The organism is Chloroflexus sp., from assembly GCF_034434295.1.
Lineage (GTDB): Bacteria > Chloroflexota > Chloroflexia > Chloroflexales > Chloroflexaceae > Chloroflexus.
Genome location: NZ_DAOTZQ010000092.1, coordinates 31,216 through 47,083 on the forward strand (window position 1 = coordinate 31,216; position 15,868 = coordinate 47,083).

Below are 15,868 nucleotides of genomic sequence, written 5' to 3' on the forward strand. Positions count from 1 at the left end.
CTATGCTGCCCCTTCTGTTGAACGAACAAGATCAGTCAGCGCGGTGGTATGTTCGTAGCGCGCAAAGATACGACGGTAGTGTGGTGAGGTGCGTAACAGCTCTTCGTGAGAGCCGGATGCCACCAGGCGCCCACCGTCGAGGACGAGGATTTGATCGGCCCACCGAATCTGGGCCAGGCGATGAGTAATCAGCAATACGGTGCGGCCCTGTTGTGCCTGACGAATCGCTCGTTGAATCTCGTCTTCAGTCGCACTATCAATCGCGCTGGTGCTATCGTCGAGGATGAGAATGCGAGGATTGGCAAGGAAGGCGCGGGCGAGGGCAATGCGCTGGCGCTGACCACCAGATAAAGTGACACCGCGTTCACCGATCACTGTCTGGTAGCCATGTGGCATGCGACTGATAAACTCGTGGGCCTGCGCTGCCCGTGCTGCTGCTTCAATTTGTTCCGGTGTGGCGTCTGGTGCGCCGAACGCAATATTCTCGCCAATAGTGCGCGAGAAGAGAAAAATATCCTGCTCGATTTTTCCGATCTGCGAACGTAGCGCATCGAGATTCCAGTCACGCACATCAACCCCGTCAATCAACACCCGTCCGGCAGTAGCGTCGTAGGTGCGGTTGACGAGTTGGGTAAGCGCACTCTTCCCGCTGCCGGTCTGGCCTACAATGGCGACCGTCTGTCCGGCAGGAATATGGAACGAGATGTCGTGGAGCACCCGATGAGGTACTTCACCATGGCTGGTAGCAAAACTGAAGCTGACATGCTCAAAGGTGATTTCGCCACGCAGTGGTGCCCGATACCCATCCGGGTTCTCATCGAGATCGGTTTCGGCGTTGATAATGGCGAGAATACGTCGCGCACCGGCCAAGCCGGCCTGAAAGACCGAAAAGGCGAAGAGAGAAATAAACGTTGGAAAACGCAACACATTCATCAAGCCAATGACCGCGACCACCTGCCCTAGACCGATGTCACCCGTGCTGTACAGCCAGAGGGCATGGAAGAATTCAGCACCCAGGGCAATGCCAAACAGTAACAGCGGTAAATAGCGGGCCTCGATCCGACCCTGTTCAACAAACAGATCACGGAAGCGTTGGGCATTGCGGAGGTATTTCGAGCGTTCGAGTGCCTCACGAGCGCTGGCCTTTACCACTTCAATACCGCTGATGGTCTCTTCCAAACCGGCATTCATCAGCCCATACTGCTCGCGCTGACGCTGAATCACCGGCATCAGGCGGCGCAAGTAAAGGTGCGCCGTGATGATATAACCGACCACAAAGATCAGTGGCACAACCATCAACCGTGGCTCGGTAAAGAAGATAAACGTGAGAGGGACGACAATCCCTAACACCGTTTCTGAAATCAGGGTTGCGCCGGGCACGATCAGATTGGCCACCAGATTGGTATCGTCGGTGGCGCGGGCCATCAAATCACCGGCTCGTTGCCGATCATGAAACGCTTTACTCTTGGCGAGCAGGCTCTCGTAGAACTCCTGGCGCACATCAGCTTCGACCCGTGCTGCCACATTCTCGGCAGACAGGCTGCCGATCAGGGCGCTGATACTGTCGGTAACCATCAACGCCAGCACTCCCAACGCCAGCGCAGCCAATGCAGCATAGTCGGGAGCACCGCTGAGCACATCAGCAGCACGACCAATGACTGCCTGTGTTCCCGAATAGGCGGCCCATGCCGTGATGAAACAGAGATAAAACCCTAACACAAACGGCCAGTAACGAGCAGCATGCGAGAGGAGCCAACGCGCAACACTGCGTCGGTCATAAGAATAGGCAGAAGCCACAGAAAATTCACTACGCTGCACGAGGATTTGCTCCTTTCGCGGCTAAATAGAACATGGTTGCTAGTATATCTGATAGGAAACTGAAAGAGATCGGTCAGAAGGTGGAATGTCGCAGACTTGTCAATGCCTTTGCGAGAAGGGACTGGCTATGTTCGCTTCATTTGCTCTACCACAACATTGTTTTAAAGATACGTGACGGCATTCACCAGATGTAACCTTTTTCCTATATCCAACGTATTGATAGCGTGCTACAATGCGAACGTATCTGCGTATCGTTATGGAGAAACAGCCCTATGACAGCACGTGTCGTTGCGGTAAGCGGTTCCCTTGTGGGGCGCTCTATTCCGCTCGGTGACATTCCAATGACCTTCGGTCGTGCCCCCGAAAACACGGTCGTCATCGCCAGTCAACGTGCATCCCGTCGGCATGCCGAGATTCGACGTGAAGGCGGAGTATATCTCCTGATCGATCTGGGAAGTTCCAACGGTACTTTTCTGAATGGTCAACCTGTTCAACGCCAGATATTACGCAACGGCGATACATTTACTATCGGTGATGAGAGCTTTCGGTTTGAAGAATTAGCTGTCGGCCTCGATCCGACGATGCCGGTCGGCTCATCACCACCGGCGACGCCACCGGCTGCGCCTGGCTGGTCGGCGCAACCACCACCGGCGACGCCACCGGCTGCGCCTGGCTGGTCGGCGCAACCACCACCCGCGGCGACGCCATCTGATGGTGGTTTTCGCTTACCACCCACCCCACCACCTGCTGTCCCTCCCCGACCACAATCTCGTCGCTTTCCAATCTGGTTACTGGTAGGTGGATTGTTTACCTGTATCATCCTGGCCGCAGCCGTGGCCGGTGGGATCATGTTCCTGAACCGTGGTGGAACGATTGCCGGTGGTGGTAACAATCCAGATAACAGTGGTGGGAGCGATATTGTTAACACGTCGCCTACTACGGCACCGCCAACCGTGCCCACTCGCGAGCCACCACCTGATGCTGCCGAATGGACAATTCTCGTCTACCTTGATGGCGATAATAATCTGGAAGCCGATGCGATTGACGATTTTCTCGAAATGGCACGAGTGGGATCGACGGAGCAAGTCCATATTGTTGTCCAAATGGATCGCATCCGCTCGCCAGAAACGTGGGACGATGAGCGTTACAATAATTGGGAGGGAACGCTGCGCTTCCGGGTGGAGAGTGGTATGGAGCCTGACCCGGCAAATGCGCTCGCTGATATTGGTGAGCAAAATATGGGCGATCCGGCGACACTGACCGACTTCATGATCTGGGGGATCGAGACCTATCCGGCACGTCGCTATGCGATCATTCTCTGGGATCACGGTGCATCGTGGTTGGGCATTGCCAGCGATGATACCGATGGTGATGCGTTGAACTTGCCTGAAATTAGTTCGGCTTTACAAAATGCGCTGGAACGTACACAGATTGGTGGTTTCGAGCTGATCGGGTTTGATGCCTGTCTGATGGCACAGATTGACGTATTACAAACAGTGGCACCGTATGGGCGAGTCGCAGTAGCTTCAGCCGAACTGGAGCCGAACAGCGGCTGGGCGTGGGATGCCTGGCTCGAACAACTGGTTACCAATCCCGATCAGGACGGCGCGGCGATTGCACCGGTTATTGTGCAGACCTATATGGATTCGTTCAGAGGCAGCCGTGCCGATGAAGTAACCCTCTCGGCGTTCGATCTGACGCGCATCAATGATATTGTCAGGGAACTCGATGGCTTGGCACAAACGCTCCAGCGTGATGTACAGCAGAGTTACACGGCAATTGGGCAAGCTCGCTCATTCACCAACGTCTACGCACCTGCCTACTCAGAGGATTTTAATGCGATTGATCTGCCACATTTTCTCGCCCTTCTCCCTCAGCAAGGCGCGAGTAGTGCTATCACTGAACAGGCGGGGCAGCTCTTGCGTACTATTGAATCGGCACGGTTGGCAAATGGCGTAGGCCGCTATCATCGTGAGAGCGGCGGTCTTTCAATCTACTTCCCGCAATTAGTCGATCTCTACGCTGAAGCCTATGAACGAGCATCGCCATTGCCACGGGCTACCGCATGGGAAGAGTTTCTAAACGCTTACTATCAAGCCGGCAATGTTGTTGTCCAGCGGCCAACTATCAGCGACCTGCTGATTAATCGTGAGGTAGTGAGCATCAACGAACCGGCCAGCCTTACCGGGACAGTTGCCGGGAACGATATTGCCTACGTCTTCCAGTTCATCGGTATCCCCAACGACCGTCGTGATACGGTTGATCTGATCCTGGTTGATTTTATCTATCCACCTGGAACGATTCCCGGTAACCAGGTTCCAAACTGGAACGCCGGCGAGTATAATATACGTCTGAACTGGGATGCGACGAGCTGGTATTTGAGTAATGGTAACGATTTGATCGAGGTCTTACTTGGACCAATCAAGTACGGTTCAGAATTCTACGGCGTCGAAGGTATCTATACCTCAACTGCAACCGGCGAAGAGATCAATGCTGGTTTAATCTTTTCAATCCAGGGCAACGAAGCCCAACTGGTGCGCATCTGGGGCTTTCCCCGCGCTGCCGGCAAGCAAGAGCCACAACCATTCGAGCTAATCCCGCGTGCAGGTGACACCTTTACCGCCTATTATCGCTCGTACACCGATACCGGCAGTGGGCTAGAGGTGAATCGGTTTGAGGGTCAGACCATCACCTTCGGGGATGCGCCAATGAAGGCGTTGCGCGGCCCCACACTCAACGGGAATTACGTGATGGGCTTTCTCGTGCGCGACATTTCCGGCAATTATCACTATGATTATGTGGATGTCACTGTAGACAATACTGGCGTTCCGACTGATGCGGGTGCTATTGTTGTGCCAACCCCCGGTACATCGCAGGCCGGATTCCAACGCTATGAAGGTACATTAGGCTTCACCATCGACTACCCGCAGGAGTGGCGAGCATTCGATACCGGGGATGATCGTATCATCTTCTCACACCGCGAAAATGATGACGGCGTATACGTTGTTGTGGATGTATATAAGTTTATAGACAGCGACCCGGCTGTTGCTACCCGTACCCTGATGGAAGAACTCAAACGTCTGGTCGGGCAAAATGGCGAGCTACGTGTCGATACAACCGATTTTCGCACTGCCGGCATTGATGGTCTCAAGATCGAGTATGTCTATCCCAATCAGCGGGGTGGCAATAGTTATGTGGTCGCAATTGTTGTTACCAGTCCGAATACAGGCTGGACATACCTGGTCATGTTTGAAGCACCAGAGGAGAATTTCGACCGTCAACTCGATCTCTTTAATCAGATGCTTAACAGCCTCGTAATAGGGTAGTTCAGGCCAGACTACGCAGCGAGGAAGGAACGAACCGTGGGGGGCGCAATCAACGTGAACTCGGCGGAAGGCAGGTGGAGAAGACGACACCAGACATTCTGGAGTTACGTGCCTGTCTTCGGATGGGGGTAGCAGGCGGCTATACCCCAGCGGCTCTGATGCAACTGACACAGGCATTAAGCTACGCCACACTGAGCGAAGGCGGTTCGGTGTTAGTGGCAGGGGCCGGTGGTGGTCATTGGGCAGATCTGGCACTTCAGGATATCCATCTACCGATTCAGCGCAGCAATCTGGTTACGCACGGCAAAGGTGTGGCGCTTATCGGCTTAGGACCACGGTATGGTTATGCGCTGGCTGCGATACCGATGGAACCACTCGAAGGTGATGCTGATTTGCAGTTGCACGATGCACATTGGAGTTGTGCGCCAGAAGATCTGCTGGCAATTGGTGAATTGCTCGATGGGGCCATTCCGATGATGCAGCGCGCTGCGCTCCTGCGACTCCAACCACCCCCTTCCAGCATCCTCTTGCAGATTGCTAACCAGGCACTCGATTTCGCGGCACGCCAACATATCACGCTCGCCCTGGCCAACCGCTCACTGAGCGAGCGTTTACGGAACCACGAGGATCAAACTCGTATGGTCGTACACGATATGCGGGCACCACTGCATACGCTGCTGATTAGTCTGAAAGCATTGGAGCGACAGGGGTTCGATGCCGGTGTGCGCCAGGAGTTGTTGGAAGTTGCCCGGGAAAGTTCCAACTACCTGCTCGGTCTGATCAATACCGTGCTCGACACTGCGCGTCTGGAGACCAGTAGCTAGGCCTTGCAATTACAGCCGACCAATCTGGTTACCATGATTAAGACGGTATGTGAACCGTTCCGACAACTGGCTCACCCCGATCAACCTACAGTACGGGTGGAAATACCGGCAGAGTTGCCGACAATTGTGCTGGATAGCCATCTCATTGAACGGGTTATTGCTAATCTAGTCTCGAATGCGATCAAGTTTACGCCGGCGGGTGGTGAAGTCAGGATCATGGCTCAGCTCATCAATGATGGTCATACGGTTGAGATTCGGGTCAGTGATACTGGTTATGGGATACCACTCGAAGCGCAACATCATATCTTTGAGCGCTTCTATCAGGCTCGCGAACATGATCGGCGCCGTGGTACCGGGCTGGGTCTCTATTTCTGCCGGCTTGCTGTCGAAGCGCACGGTGGCAGTATTGCGCTAGAGAGCGAAGTAGGGCGCGGGAGTACGTTTATTGTGCAGTTGCCGGTGGGAGGGTAGGTTGGTGAGGGGGAGGAAGTAGGAAGTAGATATAGAGCAAGGTGGGTATTTTGTGGCTATTATGCAGCTCAGGCTAGAGCCTGGGCTACTTCATTCTGTTCATATCCTTGTGTGATGGCAACGGTTTTCTGAACAATCTCCTCAAGAACTTATTTCAAAAAACGTTTACTATGAAGTTATCTGATTCATTCCTGACCGACTCTATGATGGTAACGAGCATGCCCGGCATCTCCGTGACCAGTAGGCTCAACGGCGTGCCACGCGCTGGATCGTGAACACGGCTGCTGCGATAGCATGGCTGCCGCACTCCAAACGTCGCGACACGCGCATGATGAGCGGGTAAAGTAACTAGTCCAGTGTGTCATGGCATGGCCTGAGCTGTGCTCTGCCAACGGGTCAGGAGCCGGGTCGGGTTTCGTTGGTGATTGGCAAGCGTTCATGCGTCTGGACAACGGTCGCGCAGCACGATAGCACAGCTTTTTATGAAATAGGTTCAAGTCTTGACCAGTCCTGTGCATTATCGCTGCGACTATCAATCAATGGTTAGGCCCTTCGCCAGGTTGTCAGTGATTCACCGGTGATTCACCGGTGCAGTTCTCTCGTGGGGCGAGCCTCCGAACCACATGCCTTCCCTTAACCAGGTTCACGTACCGGCAAAGGTAAATGCTACACCTCGCGTCTGCCTGATTGTGAGCAAGGCTGGTGCAGCCGTCATGCTGCCGCAATCCATACCACGCGACGCGGGCAATCCGGTCTGGTAACGATATCCTCTCCGAAACGTGATCCTCTGCGTGCGCAGCAGGAATGCTGGTTTGGCACATCCACGCTCAGGTATGGTGTCAGGGTGATTATCGGATCGCGTTTCATGAATGCTATTCCACCAGATTTGATAGTATGTAGTGTGTGCTTGCAAATGCAGGAGCTGTGTTTTCGTAGCCATCGTGCAACCGCGCCAATTCTGTATCATCAACGACCGACAGCTCCTCGCGCTGCAACCGTAGGAGCGTGAGGAGCTGTGGAGTCAGACCGGTAGTATGTGCTGATGTGGTGGCACACAGTTTCGGCTACGACATAGTATTTCTCGCTGTACTGTGCGCCGGATACAGCATTATACCGGTTCCCACTGAAGATTGCCGGCGTACTTGTGGGTAACGACTCCCCGCTCATCAAGGGCAAACAGGTAGAGCCAGCCGTTATCGAGCAGTTGCCGCACCTGCTCGTGTTTGGCGATAATGGCTGTCATCGCCGGGATGGGGGCTTCAATCAATACGTGGAGCCGCATCGGTTCGTGGACATAATTCGTCCCATCGTGAACTGACTGCCACGGCAGGCCAACTCGTAAGTCGCCGGCATTACCCTCAAGTACGCCGAGTGTGCCGACAACATTGTGCAACGTTTTGTTGCCACTGCCGAACAACCGGTTATCGACGGTCGAGCCGTAGTACTGAAGATTGATCCAACTGGCCACAATCATGGGTGCCGTCATGATCAGTTCCAGGATGCTGAAATCGCTGTCCTGCTGCCAGGTGTACGAGTGAAGGAAGGAACGGCCATCGAGTTTAATTCCAGCAGTACGATCCCGTGGTGCGGCAATAAATGCCGCACAGCCGGCCAATCCCCATTCGGGTCGTACCTGCGACCAGTCTTTGCTGCGCTGACGCACGTGCCGATCAATGTCGGCCTTGCGATCAATCTTGAGCAGGGCTGCACGTTCGGCACGTGCCAGGCGACCGGCGGCAGCCAGGTCGGCCTCTAACCGCTTGAGATCGTCGGCATGGCTGGCCGGGATCATGTGCGTATCGAAGATGGTGATGTCATCGGTAGTAGTGTCATGCAGGGCGGCCACAAACACGGTGTCGTCTGGAATGACGATGCCCTGCTCCTTGAGTTTGATCCGTACTGCTGGATCGTTCAGAATACGCACGGCAACCCGCACATTCGCTTCGCCGGTATGACCACCACAGGCACCACAATCGAGACCGGTAGCGTGTGGGTTGTTAACCGTTGTGGAACCGTGTCCGGCCAGTAAGACAATACGGGCGAAGTTGTCGGTCAGCGACATGGCCTTGAGCGCACCGGCGGCGGCAGCGACCCGCTGTTCCAGCATCATGCCGGTCGGTCGGTCGCCGATCAAGCCCGGTTCGAGACTGGGGGCCACGTGCGCACGCGTGCGGGCATCGAGGCCAAACTGGGCCGGATGCGGCACCGGGCGGGTGACACCGAGCGTATCCAACACCAGCTTGCGCAGATACGCCAGTCCGACCGGGCCAACGAAGCCGAAACAGGAGATCGGGGCGAATTTGAACATGCGCCATGCCTTGGCAACCCGCTGCCTCATGGCACATCGCTCTATAATCTTCGCCACTTCGTCTGTCGATGCGCCATCAACTGCTTCGGCGATCACAAACTGGGGTGTCAACAACACCGGACACTGGGCACCGCCGTGGACTTCAGCCAGTGGCACATACTCGATGGGAAAGCCGAAGAACCCGGCGAAACCAATAGTTTCGATGTCGTCGGTGACGGTTTCAAGCGCACGCCGGAAGATTTCAGAGCGCACATCGATACAGAATGCCGCCTGCACTCGTTTGCGTTGCGAGGTCGTTGCCGGTCTGGCCGCGCCGAGGCGGGAGAACAATTGCCGCTGGTACGACTTCTCGAAGGTACGCTGGAGCAGTATGTTGCCGGTCAGTGCATACTGAGCTGTTTCCGTCAGTTGTTCATTACTCAGTTCATGCTTGCGCTTGTGCCACGCCTCGGCAACACCCCGGTCGGCAAAACTATGCCAGAGCGCAACTTCCCACACCAGACGGATCGCCAGCAGGTCGGTCAGTGTGTGATCCTCACCGCCGTAGAGTTCTGCGTCCCAGCGCAGATAGCGGGCATAGCTGGCCCAACCGTGAATCGTCAGTAACAGTCGGTGCAGATACGCTTCCAAACCTTGTTCAGGGATGTTAAGTATCTTCACAGCGGTGACAATCGTCTCAAGCGCTGTTTCGGGCAATTCGCGGAGTGCCCGGTTCATGCCATACACGCCACGAGTCTGTGCGGTACGGTCGTGAGCGGTTTCGGCTCGCCAGGCAGCATAAGCCGGCAACTGTGCCCATGGTGAGCGCCAGTAGGATTGACCCAGATCGAAGTACGCACCGGCCCAGGTGGAGATCGCATCGGTAGCGAAATCAGCCCAATTGATACCGGTAACAGTGGTTGCGACATCAGCAATGGTAGGCAGTGGTGTCGTTGCCGGATCGGGGTCTTTGCTGAATGCGAACGCCTTCAGTGCAGCGATACTTGCCGGAGCCGGCGAGGGCAGCTTCTCGTCGGCAATTGCCGCAGCAAGATCGGCATCGGTGATGCGTCCACTCTTGATCGCCTGGGCGTAAAAGTCACGGGGTGCCGTCATGCGGGCATCTGCTCGCCGGGCCAGCAACTGCGCAGCATCGGCAAAGGAGTGGTCGATTAGCCCCAAATAGGGATTGACTGCCACGAAGTAGCGTAATGGCCATAGCGGAGCAATCCGCTGTTCGGCGCGCTTTGTTGCCGCGATAACCGCATCAATCGTCAGGTCGCGGATTGGCTTCGTGGTCACCGGTAGTGAGCGAAGCTGCGTTTCAATCAGGCTCATTGGTATTACCTCCATTGCAAGTGAGTAATCCCCATTCAACGATTAACGGGCCAGGCGAAACGTATCGATGAAGCGGTCAAACAGCGTGTTAGCGTAGAAACCATGCTTGAGATGGACATAGAAGGTGCGCCAGGCCGGGCGATCCTTCAGGATCGGCAGGTAGACGCTGAGGATCATTACCAACGCAAACGCGATCACCGACACAATCACCATTGTGAAGGTAGTCGGATCGAGTGGTGGGTAGACAGCAACCGCCGAACCGAATATGGCTTCAGCGACAACTTCAAGGATGAAAAAGGCGATGGTAACCAGGGTTGCCATACCAATGGTGCGACTCGCAACATACAGCGGGGCCTGGCCGGTCGTACCTTTGACAATCAGATAGGCAACCGCGATCATAAAGATCGTGATCATCGCGGTCTCGGCGGGGCGTTTAGTGACATCGATCCCCAGTGCTGTTGCGACCGCCAGGAAGATGGCTATTGCCAGCACGATATTCATCAGCAACTGCAACGGATTGGGGACTTTATCGAGTTTCTGGATGCCGGTATTGCGCACGTATTCAATAATGCTGCCCGACGACAGGAAAGCGTGCGCCTTGTAACACGAGTGAGCGATCAGGTGCATAATCGCTACTGTGTGTGCGCCAAACCCACACAGCATCAGCATAAACGCCATGTGTGCAGCACTGGAATAGGCCAGCGAGACCTTTACGCTGCTCTGGGTAATCATTGCCGATGAAGCGAAGATGGCGGTAAAGCCACCAATCACGATCAGCAGGATCAGTGCCGGGGTGGAGAGAAACACCAGTTCACCAAAACGGACAACCAGGAAGATGCCCGCATTCAGCAGACCGGCGTGCAACAGTGCTGAAACCGGTGTAGGTGTCTCCATTACCTCAAGCAGCCAACCGTGGAAGGGAAACATCGCCGATTTCAAAGCTGCGGTTATGACAATCAAAATGGCAGCGATGGCTGCTCCGGTTGGAATAACGCCCGTGGCGAGAGCTGAGGCAGCGGCAGCCCGGATCATGCCGATATCAGTTGTAGCGAAGGTCTGAGCGAGGAGAATTGCCGCAATGATAAGACAGAGATCACCGATCCGCGCTATGATAAACTTCTTGCGGGCGGCCCGAATGGCGCGTGAACGTTCGGGGTAGAAGACCAGCAATTCGTGCAGAGTGAGGCTGGTACCAATCCAGGCCAGCACCAGTTGCCAGAGGTTACCGGCTGACACCATCAATAGCACTGTACTGATCGTCAGGTAGAGACGAAGAAAAAACACCTTCTGGCGTGGATCACCATCGAGATAATTGCGGCTAAACTGGATCAAGAGCGTACCTAACAAGATGACCAACCACGACATCACGACACTCAGTGCGTCAAACCTGGCGACAAAACCGATCTCACCAACACCGATGATTGGGTTTACTATTGGCCCGGAAGTAAAGACAACGATCCCAATACCGAGGAGAAGTAAGAATGAACCGATCCCGATTAGCCGTCCGATCTGAAATGTCAGATGAGCCGATGGCAACAGATTGATGGCCGCGAGCAGGGCCACGGCCATCAACAACAGTGGTGGGAGATACCCCAACAGCGCCAGGTTACTGACCAACGCGTCCATACTGTCGTTCCCTCCTTCACAATATCCTCGACATCTCGATAGTAGCATGTGTTAAATAATCAGTAAAATATATATATTATCATAAAACGTTCTTTTTGAAAGAACGTTTTATGACCTGCTCTGACCATTATCGGGATGGTATAACCAGACGCTTTCAAACATTCTTGCGCAGCGTGGAGTGGCAAGAGAGGGGCCAGGCGACACGATTCTGAGTGACAGCACCATCTTCCTCCCTGTCACGGCGCATCCGCAATAATGTGCCGGTATGTGGTTATCGTGCTCTTCCTCAATCACGACGTGACGCATTGCCACCTCCATCACCGGTGAATTACTTGCTACCCGGCGGTGGTATAGTGGTAGCATCTGGCAAGGACGAAAGCATGTACCGATACGAGACCTGGCAATATGCTGAATTACCATCACCTCCGTTACTTCTGGATTGTGGCTCATGAAGGTAACCTGACGCGGGCCGCTCGTAAACACAACATTGCCCAGTCAGCGCTTTCGATGCAGATCAGCGCACTCGAAGAGTATCTGGGGCAACCACTGTTTGAGCGTGCTGGTCGCCGGCTGGTGTTGACCGAAGCCGGTCACATTGCGCTGGACTTTGCCGACGCCATTTTCGCCAAAGGTGACGAACTGCTCGGTACCTTTGGCAGGCTGGCCGAAGCCCACCAAAAGGTCTTGCGAGTTGGTGCGCTGGCCACCTTATCGCGCAATTTTCAAGTGGGGTTTTTGCGTCCTTTGTTTGCCGATCCCGAAATTACCGTGATTGTCCGTTCCGGCACGCTTGACGAGCTACTTGGGAGTCTGAAGCTCTACGATCTGGATATTGTGCTGTCAACCGGTGTTCCCAATCGCGATCACGCTACGCCGTGGATAGTCCATATCATCGATACGCAACCGGTAGGGCTGATTGGACAACCGCGATCAGATCGGTATCAGCAACCGCTGGAGGTGTTGCTCCGGCGTGAACCGCTTATCGTGCCATCACCGGAGTCTACGATTCGCACCGGCTTTGATGCGCTTGTTCATCGGCTAGGCATTCACCCTCGTATCGTGGCTGAAATCGACGATATGGCGATGCTTCGTCTGGTAGCGCGTGAACACAATGGATTAGCAGTCATTCCGCCGATTGTCGTGACGGATGAGTTGCGCAGCGGGATGCTGGTGGAATACGCTGAACTGCCGGAGCTTGTCGAAACCTTCTGTGCGATTACCATGCCGCGCCGTTTTCCCAATCCTCTCCTACGGCTGGTGCTGCCCGGAAACACAACACCGGAATAGCTGTCATTCTGACCGATTGATTATTAACCCAAATTGCTCCCTTTGTCACCACAGAGGCACGGAGGATCCAGAGGATGGGGATGACCCAAGCTGCTACTCTGAGGGGGTGCGTGACATAGCGCGTCCATAGGAACCGGCTGCTACCCACATCGTTCATCCAGGTACGTGGCATAGTATTGGGCGCAGCGTCGTACCGTTCATCCTGGCAGCCAGCCTCACGTGGCCTGCGCACAGCACAGGTAGCAACTTGGGTCATGAAATATTATTGTGGGTGCATCAACGGCACCGTAGCGGCATATTTGTTCATCATTGGGCACTATGAACACCATGGAGAACCATCATGAAACACTGGCTCTACCTGATGGTAGCAATTCTGACCGAAGTTGTGGCAACCTCAGCACTCAAAGCCAGCGCCGGCTTTAGCCGCCCCTTGCCATCGCTGATCGTCGTAGCAGGCTATGCTATCTCGTTTTACGCAATGTCGCTGGCGCTGGAAGTAATACCCGTTGGCATCGCATACGCAGTCTGGTCGGGAATCGGGATTGTGCTGATCACGGTTGCAGCCTGGTTCCTGTACGGCCAGCGGCTTGATGTATGGGCACTGATTGGGATTGGGTTTATTATTGTCGGGGTAGTTATTTTGAATCTTTTGTCAAAAGTTGAGGTGCGCTAGTAAGCTAATGTTTATTGATTTCGATCATCACAACTGCTAGAATGACAGTGTTCAATACGTAGATCAATTATTCTGGCACTGTGATGAAACAAATCGTTTTACAGCAGGCGATCAGGCTTTTGGCCTACCGGCGCATGTTTCTCACCAATCTCACGCCGGTTGATCAGGTACGAACCCTGATCCGTCAACTCCATCCACTGACACCTCCGACACCCTTCATCCGTCTCGGCCCTGCCGGTGATGGTGGCTACCTCCTACCAGACGATCTGGAAGGAATTACCACCTGTTTCTCGCCTGGTGTTGGCGGAATTGCCGATTTCGAGCACGATTGCGCCAGGCGGGGGATGACTGTCTTCATGGCAGACGCCTCAGTTGATGGGCCACCATCGTACCATCCGGCGTTTCGCTTCTGCAAGCGCTTTATTGGCGCATTGACCGACGAGCAGTACATCACATTAGATGATTGGGTGCAGCAATCGCTGCCGGCAGACAGCACTGACGATCTCTTGCTGCAAATGGACATTGAGGGATCGGAGTACGAAGTGCTGCTGGCAACGTCGACCGACCTGCTCCGCCGGTTTCGGATCATTGTGATCGAGTTTCATTATCTGGATCAGTTGTGGAATAAATTCTTCTTCCGGGTTGCCGGTCGGGCAATCGCGAAACTGCTCCAAACCCATGCCTGTGTTCATATCCATCCAAATAATCAGCGTGGTGCGATGACGCTGAGTGACATTACTATTCCCCGTACCATGGAATTTACATTTCTCCGCCGAGATCGGTTAACCGGTGAGCACTATCGCCGTGATTTTCCCCATCCCCTCGATCACACGAATACGGCCCGTGATGGACTTTCGCTGCCGAAGTGCTGGTATGGGGGGATAAGAGATAGAAAATAGGAGATAGGAGGTAGGGGGTAGAAGGTAGGAAATAGGTAGTAAATTAAGTAAGAGTATTGCTGCAGGTGATGAGCAGTGTTCTTACATGTTTAGCACAGCGTGATCTCTGGATTGTGCCATTGCCTGGGCGGGAATGTCTGAGTTGGGTTGTTGTGCAAGTAAAATAACTCAATCCATCTGCTATTGCTACACGCGGCCTGTTCTCCATCGATACCTTTTCAGCAATTGAAGACGATTTCTAAAACGGCATGAACACTGGTAGCCGGGTGTTGATGCCTTGTGGTTGTGCCAGGATTTGGCGATACCTGATAGCGTGCCGGCGTCCGCCAGTCGTACTCTGGGTATGCAGGCCGCCGTCGTGAGTACCGGGTATATCGCCCGAACTGATAGACGAGCCGGTTGAAATGTCTTCCGAAGTCCTGCCGAATCAACCATTGTTGTCGCGTCTCTTATGACAGGAAGCCCGAACACGCACGGTCAGAAGCGACGTTACGAATTGCTGAGAGCAACGATGAATCCAGAAGCATTTGGCAGGCTGGTAAAAGCGCTGCGCAAAGAACACTACGACGAGCAGGGAAAGGTGTGGACGCAGGCAGTCCTGGCCGATAAAGCCTGTCTGTCACGCCGTATGATCGAGCGCATCGAAAGTGGCACCTTCTCCCATCTCGATACCACGGTTGTGCGCAAACTGGCGGATGCACTCAGGTTAACGGCTGGCGAACGGTATGAATTCTTTCTCGCTGCGATGGATGTAGACAAGTTAACGGCACCACCCTTGCCTCTTTACGATCACGTAGAATCGCACCTTTGTGCTCGTCTGGCAACCATGCCATTTCCGGGTTTTGTTTGCGATCCCTACATGCATTTGATCGCTGCCAATCAGATGTTTGTTACATTAGCCAACATTATCGGGCCGCCAAATGGTGATGCCAGTCCAAGACACAACCTGATCCGCATGTTGTTTGAACCACAGTCAACATTTCGTTCGTTACCAAATGATGAATGGCAGCACGTTGTCATTACCAGTTTGCGATTGTTTCGTATGCTCTCATTACGGTACCGTGCCAGTCCAATGTTCAGAAACCTGCTAACAACGTTACGCAACTATCCAGACTTCCAATTCTGTTGGGAACAGACGCAGCTCACTGCTACAGCGTATCACGGTGAATATAATAATGAATATAATGAATATCGGTACTGCCATCCTGTTTTGGGGCCACTTCATTATGCAACCATCAGAGTGGGGATGCCGTCTACGCAGCATACACTTTGGATGGTGTGTTACTTGCCGTTGGTGGAGGGAACGGCACGTGCGTTTG

10 protein-coding genes are annotated in these 15,868 nt (G+C 54.1%); 7 read left to right on the plus strand and 3 right to left on the minus strand.

Going from position 1 to position 15,868, the window contains the following annotated elements; genetic code table 11:
- Positions 1 to 1,818, minus strand: a complete 1,818-nt coding sequence (locus VAE57_RS13090; protein ID WP_322822317.1) for an ABC transporter ATP-binding protein — start codon at positions 1,816 to 1,818, stop codon at positions 1 to 3.
- Between the two features lie 272 nt (positions 1,819 to 2,090).
- Here VAE57_RS13090 and VAE57_RS13095 point away from each other — a divergent pair, with 272 nt between their 5' ends.
- The 3 genes from VAE57_RS13095 to VAE57_RS13105 all read left to right on the plus strand — a co-directional run bounded on the left by VAE57_RS13095 (position 2,091) and on the right by VAE57_RS13105 (position 6,439).
- Complete coding sequence (locus tag VAE57_RS13095; RefSeq protein ID WP_322822318.1) at positions 2,091 to 5,144, plus strand: clostripain-related cysteine peptidase; 3,054 nt, start codon at positions 2,091 to 2,093, stop codon at positions 5,142 to 5,144.
- A gap of 74 nt (positions 5,145 to 5,218) precedes the next feature.
- The gene (locus tag VAE57_RS13100; protein WP_322822319.1) at positions 5,219 to 5,968 is read left to right on the plus strand and encodes a histidine kinase dimerization/phospho-acceptor domain-containing protein; all 750 of its coding nucleotides are present in this window, start codon (positions 5,219 to 5,221) and stop codon (positions 5,966 to 5,968) included.
- Positions 5,969 to 5,971: 3 nt separating this feature from the next.
- Entirely contained in the window at positions 5,972 to 6,439 is a 468-nt protein-coding gene (locus VAE57_RS13105; RefSeq protein ID WP_322822320.1) for an ATP-binding protein, read from the plus strand.
- A gap of 1,108 nt (positions 6,440 to 7,547) precedes the next feature.
- Here the strand turns inward: VAE57_RS13105 and VAE57_RS13110 are convergent.
- Together VAE57_RS13110 and VAE57_RS13115 are read right to left on the minus strand one after the other, a co-directional pair.
- Positions 7,548 to 10,064 carry a DUF2309 domain-containing protein gene (locus VAE57_RS13110; protein WP_322822321.1) on the minus strand — a complete coding sequence of 839 codons (2,517 nt, stop codon included), beginning with the start codon at positions 10,062 to 10,064 and terminating at the stop codon, positions 7,548 to 7,550.
- A 42-nt stretch (positions 10,065 to 10,106) separates the two neighbouring features.
- Positions 10,107 to 11,690, minus strand: a complete 1,584-nt coding sequence (locus tag VAE57_RS13115; RefSeq protein WP_322822322.1) for a proton-conducting transporter membrane subunit — start codon at positions 11,688 to 11,690, stop codon at positions 10,107 to 10,109.
- 405 nt (positions 11,691 to 12,095) lie between these two features.
- On the opposite strand from VAE57_RS13115, the gene VAE57_RS13120 reads away from it, so the two are divergent.
- From VAE57_RS13120 to VAE57_RS13135, 4 genes are all read left to right on the plus strand, one after another.
- On the plus strand, positions 12,096 to 12,977 hold the full coding sequence (locus VAE57_RS13120; RefSeq protein WP_322822323.1) for a LysR family transcriptional regulator: 882 nt from the start codon (positions 12,096 to 12,098) through the stop codon (positions 12,975 to 12,977).
- 340 nt (positions 12,978 to 13,317) lie between these two features.
- The gene (locus VAE57_RS13125; RefSeq protein ID WP_322822324.1) at positions 13,318 to 13,650 is read left to right on the plus strand and encodes a multidrug efflux SMR transporter; all 333 of its coding nucleotides are present in this window, start codon (positions 13,318 to 13,320) and stop codon (positions 13,648 to 13,650) included.
- An 83-nt stretch (positions 13,651 to 13,733) separates the two neighbouring features.
- Entirely contained in the window at positions 13,734 to 14,549 is an 816-nt protein-coding gene (locus VAE57_RS13130) for an FkbM family methyltransferase (RefSeq protein ID WP_322822325.1), read from the plus strand.
- 511 nt (positions 14,550 to 15,060) lie between these two features.
- Positions 15,061 to 15,868 (plus strand): helix-turn-helix domain-containing protein (locus VAE57_RS13135; RefSeq protein WP_322822326.1); only part of this gene is annotated, 808 nt, incomplete at its 3' end.

Bases quoted from the DNA above. Each gene is read 5' to 3' on its own strand.
- VAE57_RS13130 (WP_322822325.1), top strand. From the start codon at position 13,734: ATGAAACAAATCGTTTTACAGCAGGCGATCAGGCTTTTGGCCTACCGG.
- VAE57_RS13110 (WP_322822321.1), bottom strand. From the start codon at position 10,064: ATGAGCCTGATTGAAACGCAGCTTCGCTCACTACCGGTGACCACGAAG.
- VAE57_RS13095 (WP_322822318.1), top strand. From the start codon at position 2,091: ATGACAGCACGTGTCGTTGCGGTAAGCGGTTCCCTTGTGGGGCGCTCT.
- VAE57_RS13120 (WP_322822323.1), top strand. From the start codon at position 12,096: ATGCTGAATTACCATCACCTCCGTTACTTCTGGATTGTGGCTCATGAA.
- VAE57_RS13115 (WP_322822322.1), bottom strand. From the start codon at position 11,690: ATGGACGCGTTGGTCAGTAACCTGGCGCTGTTGGGGTATCTCCCACCA.
- VAE57_RS13125 (WP_322822324.1), top strand. From the start codon at position 13,318: ATGAAACACTGGCTCTACCTGATGGTAGCAATTCTGACCGAAGTTGTG.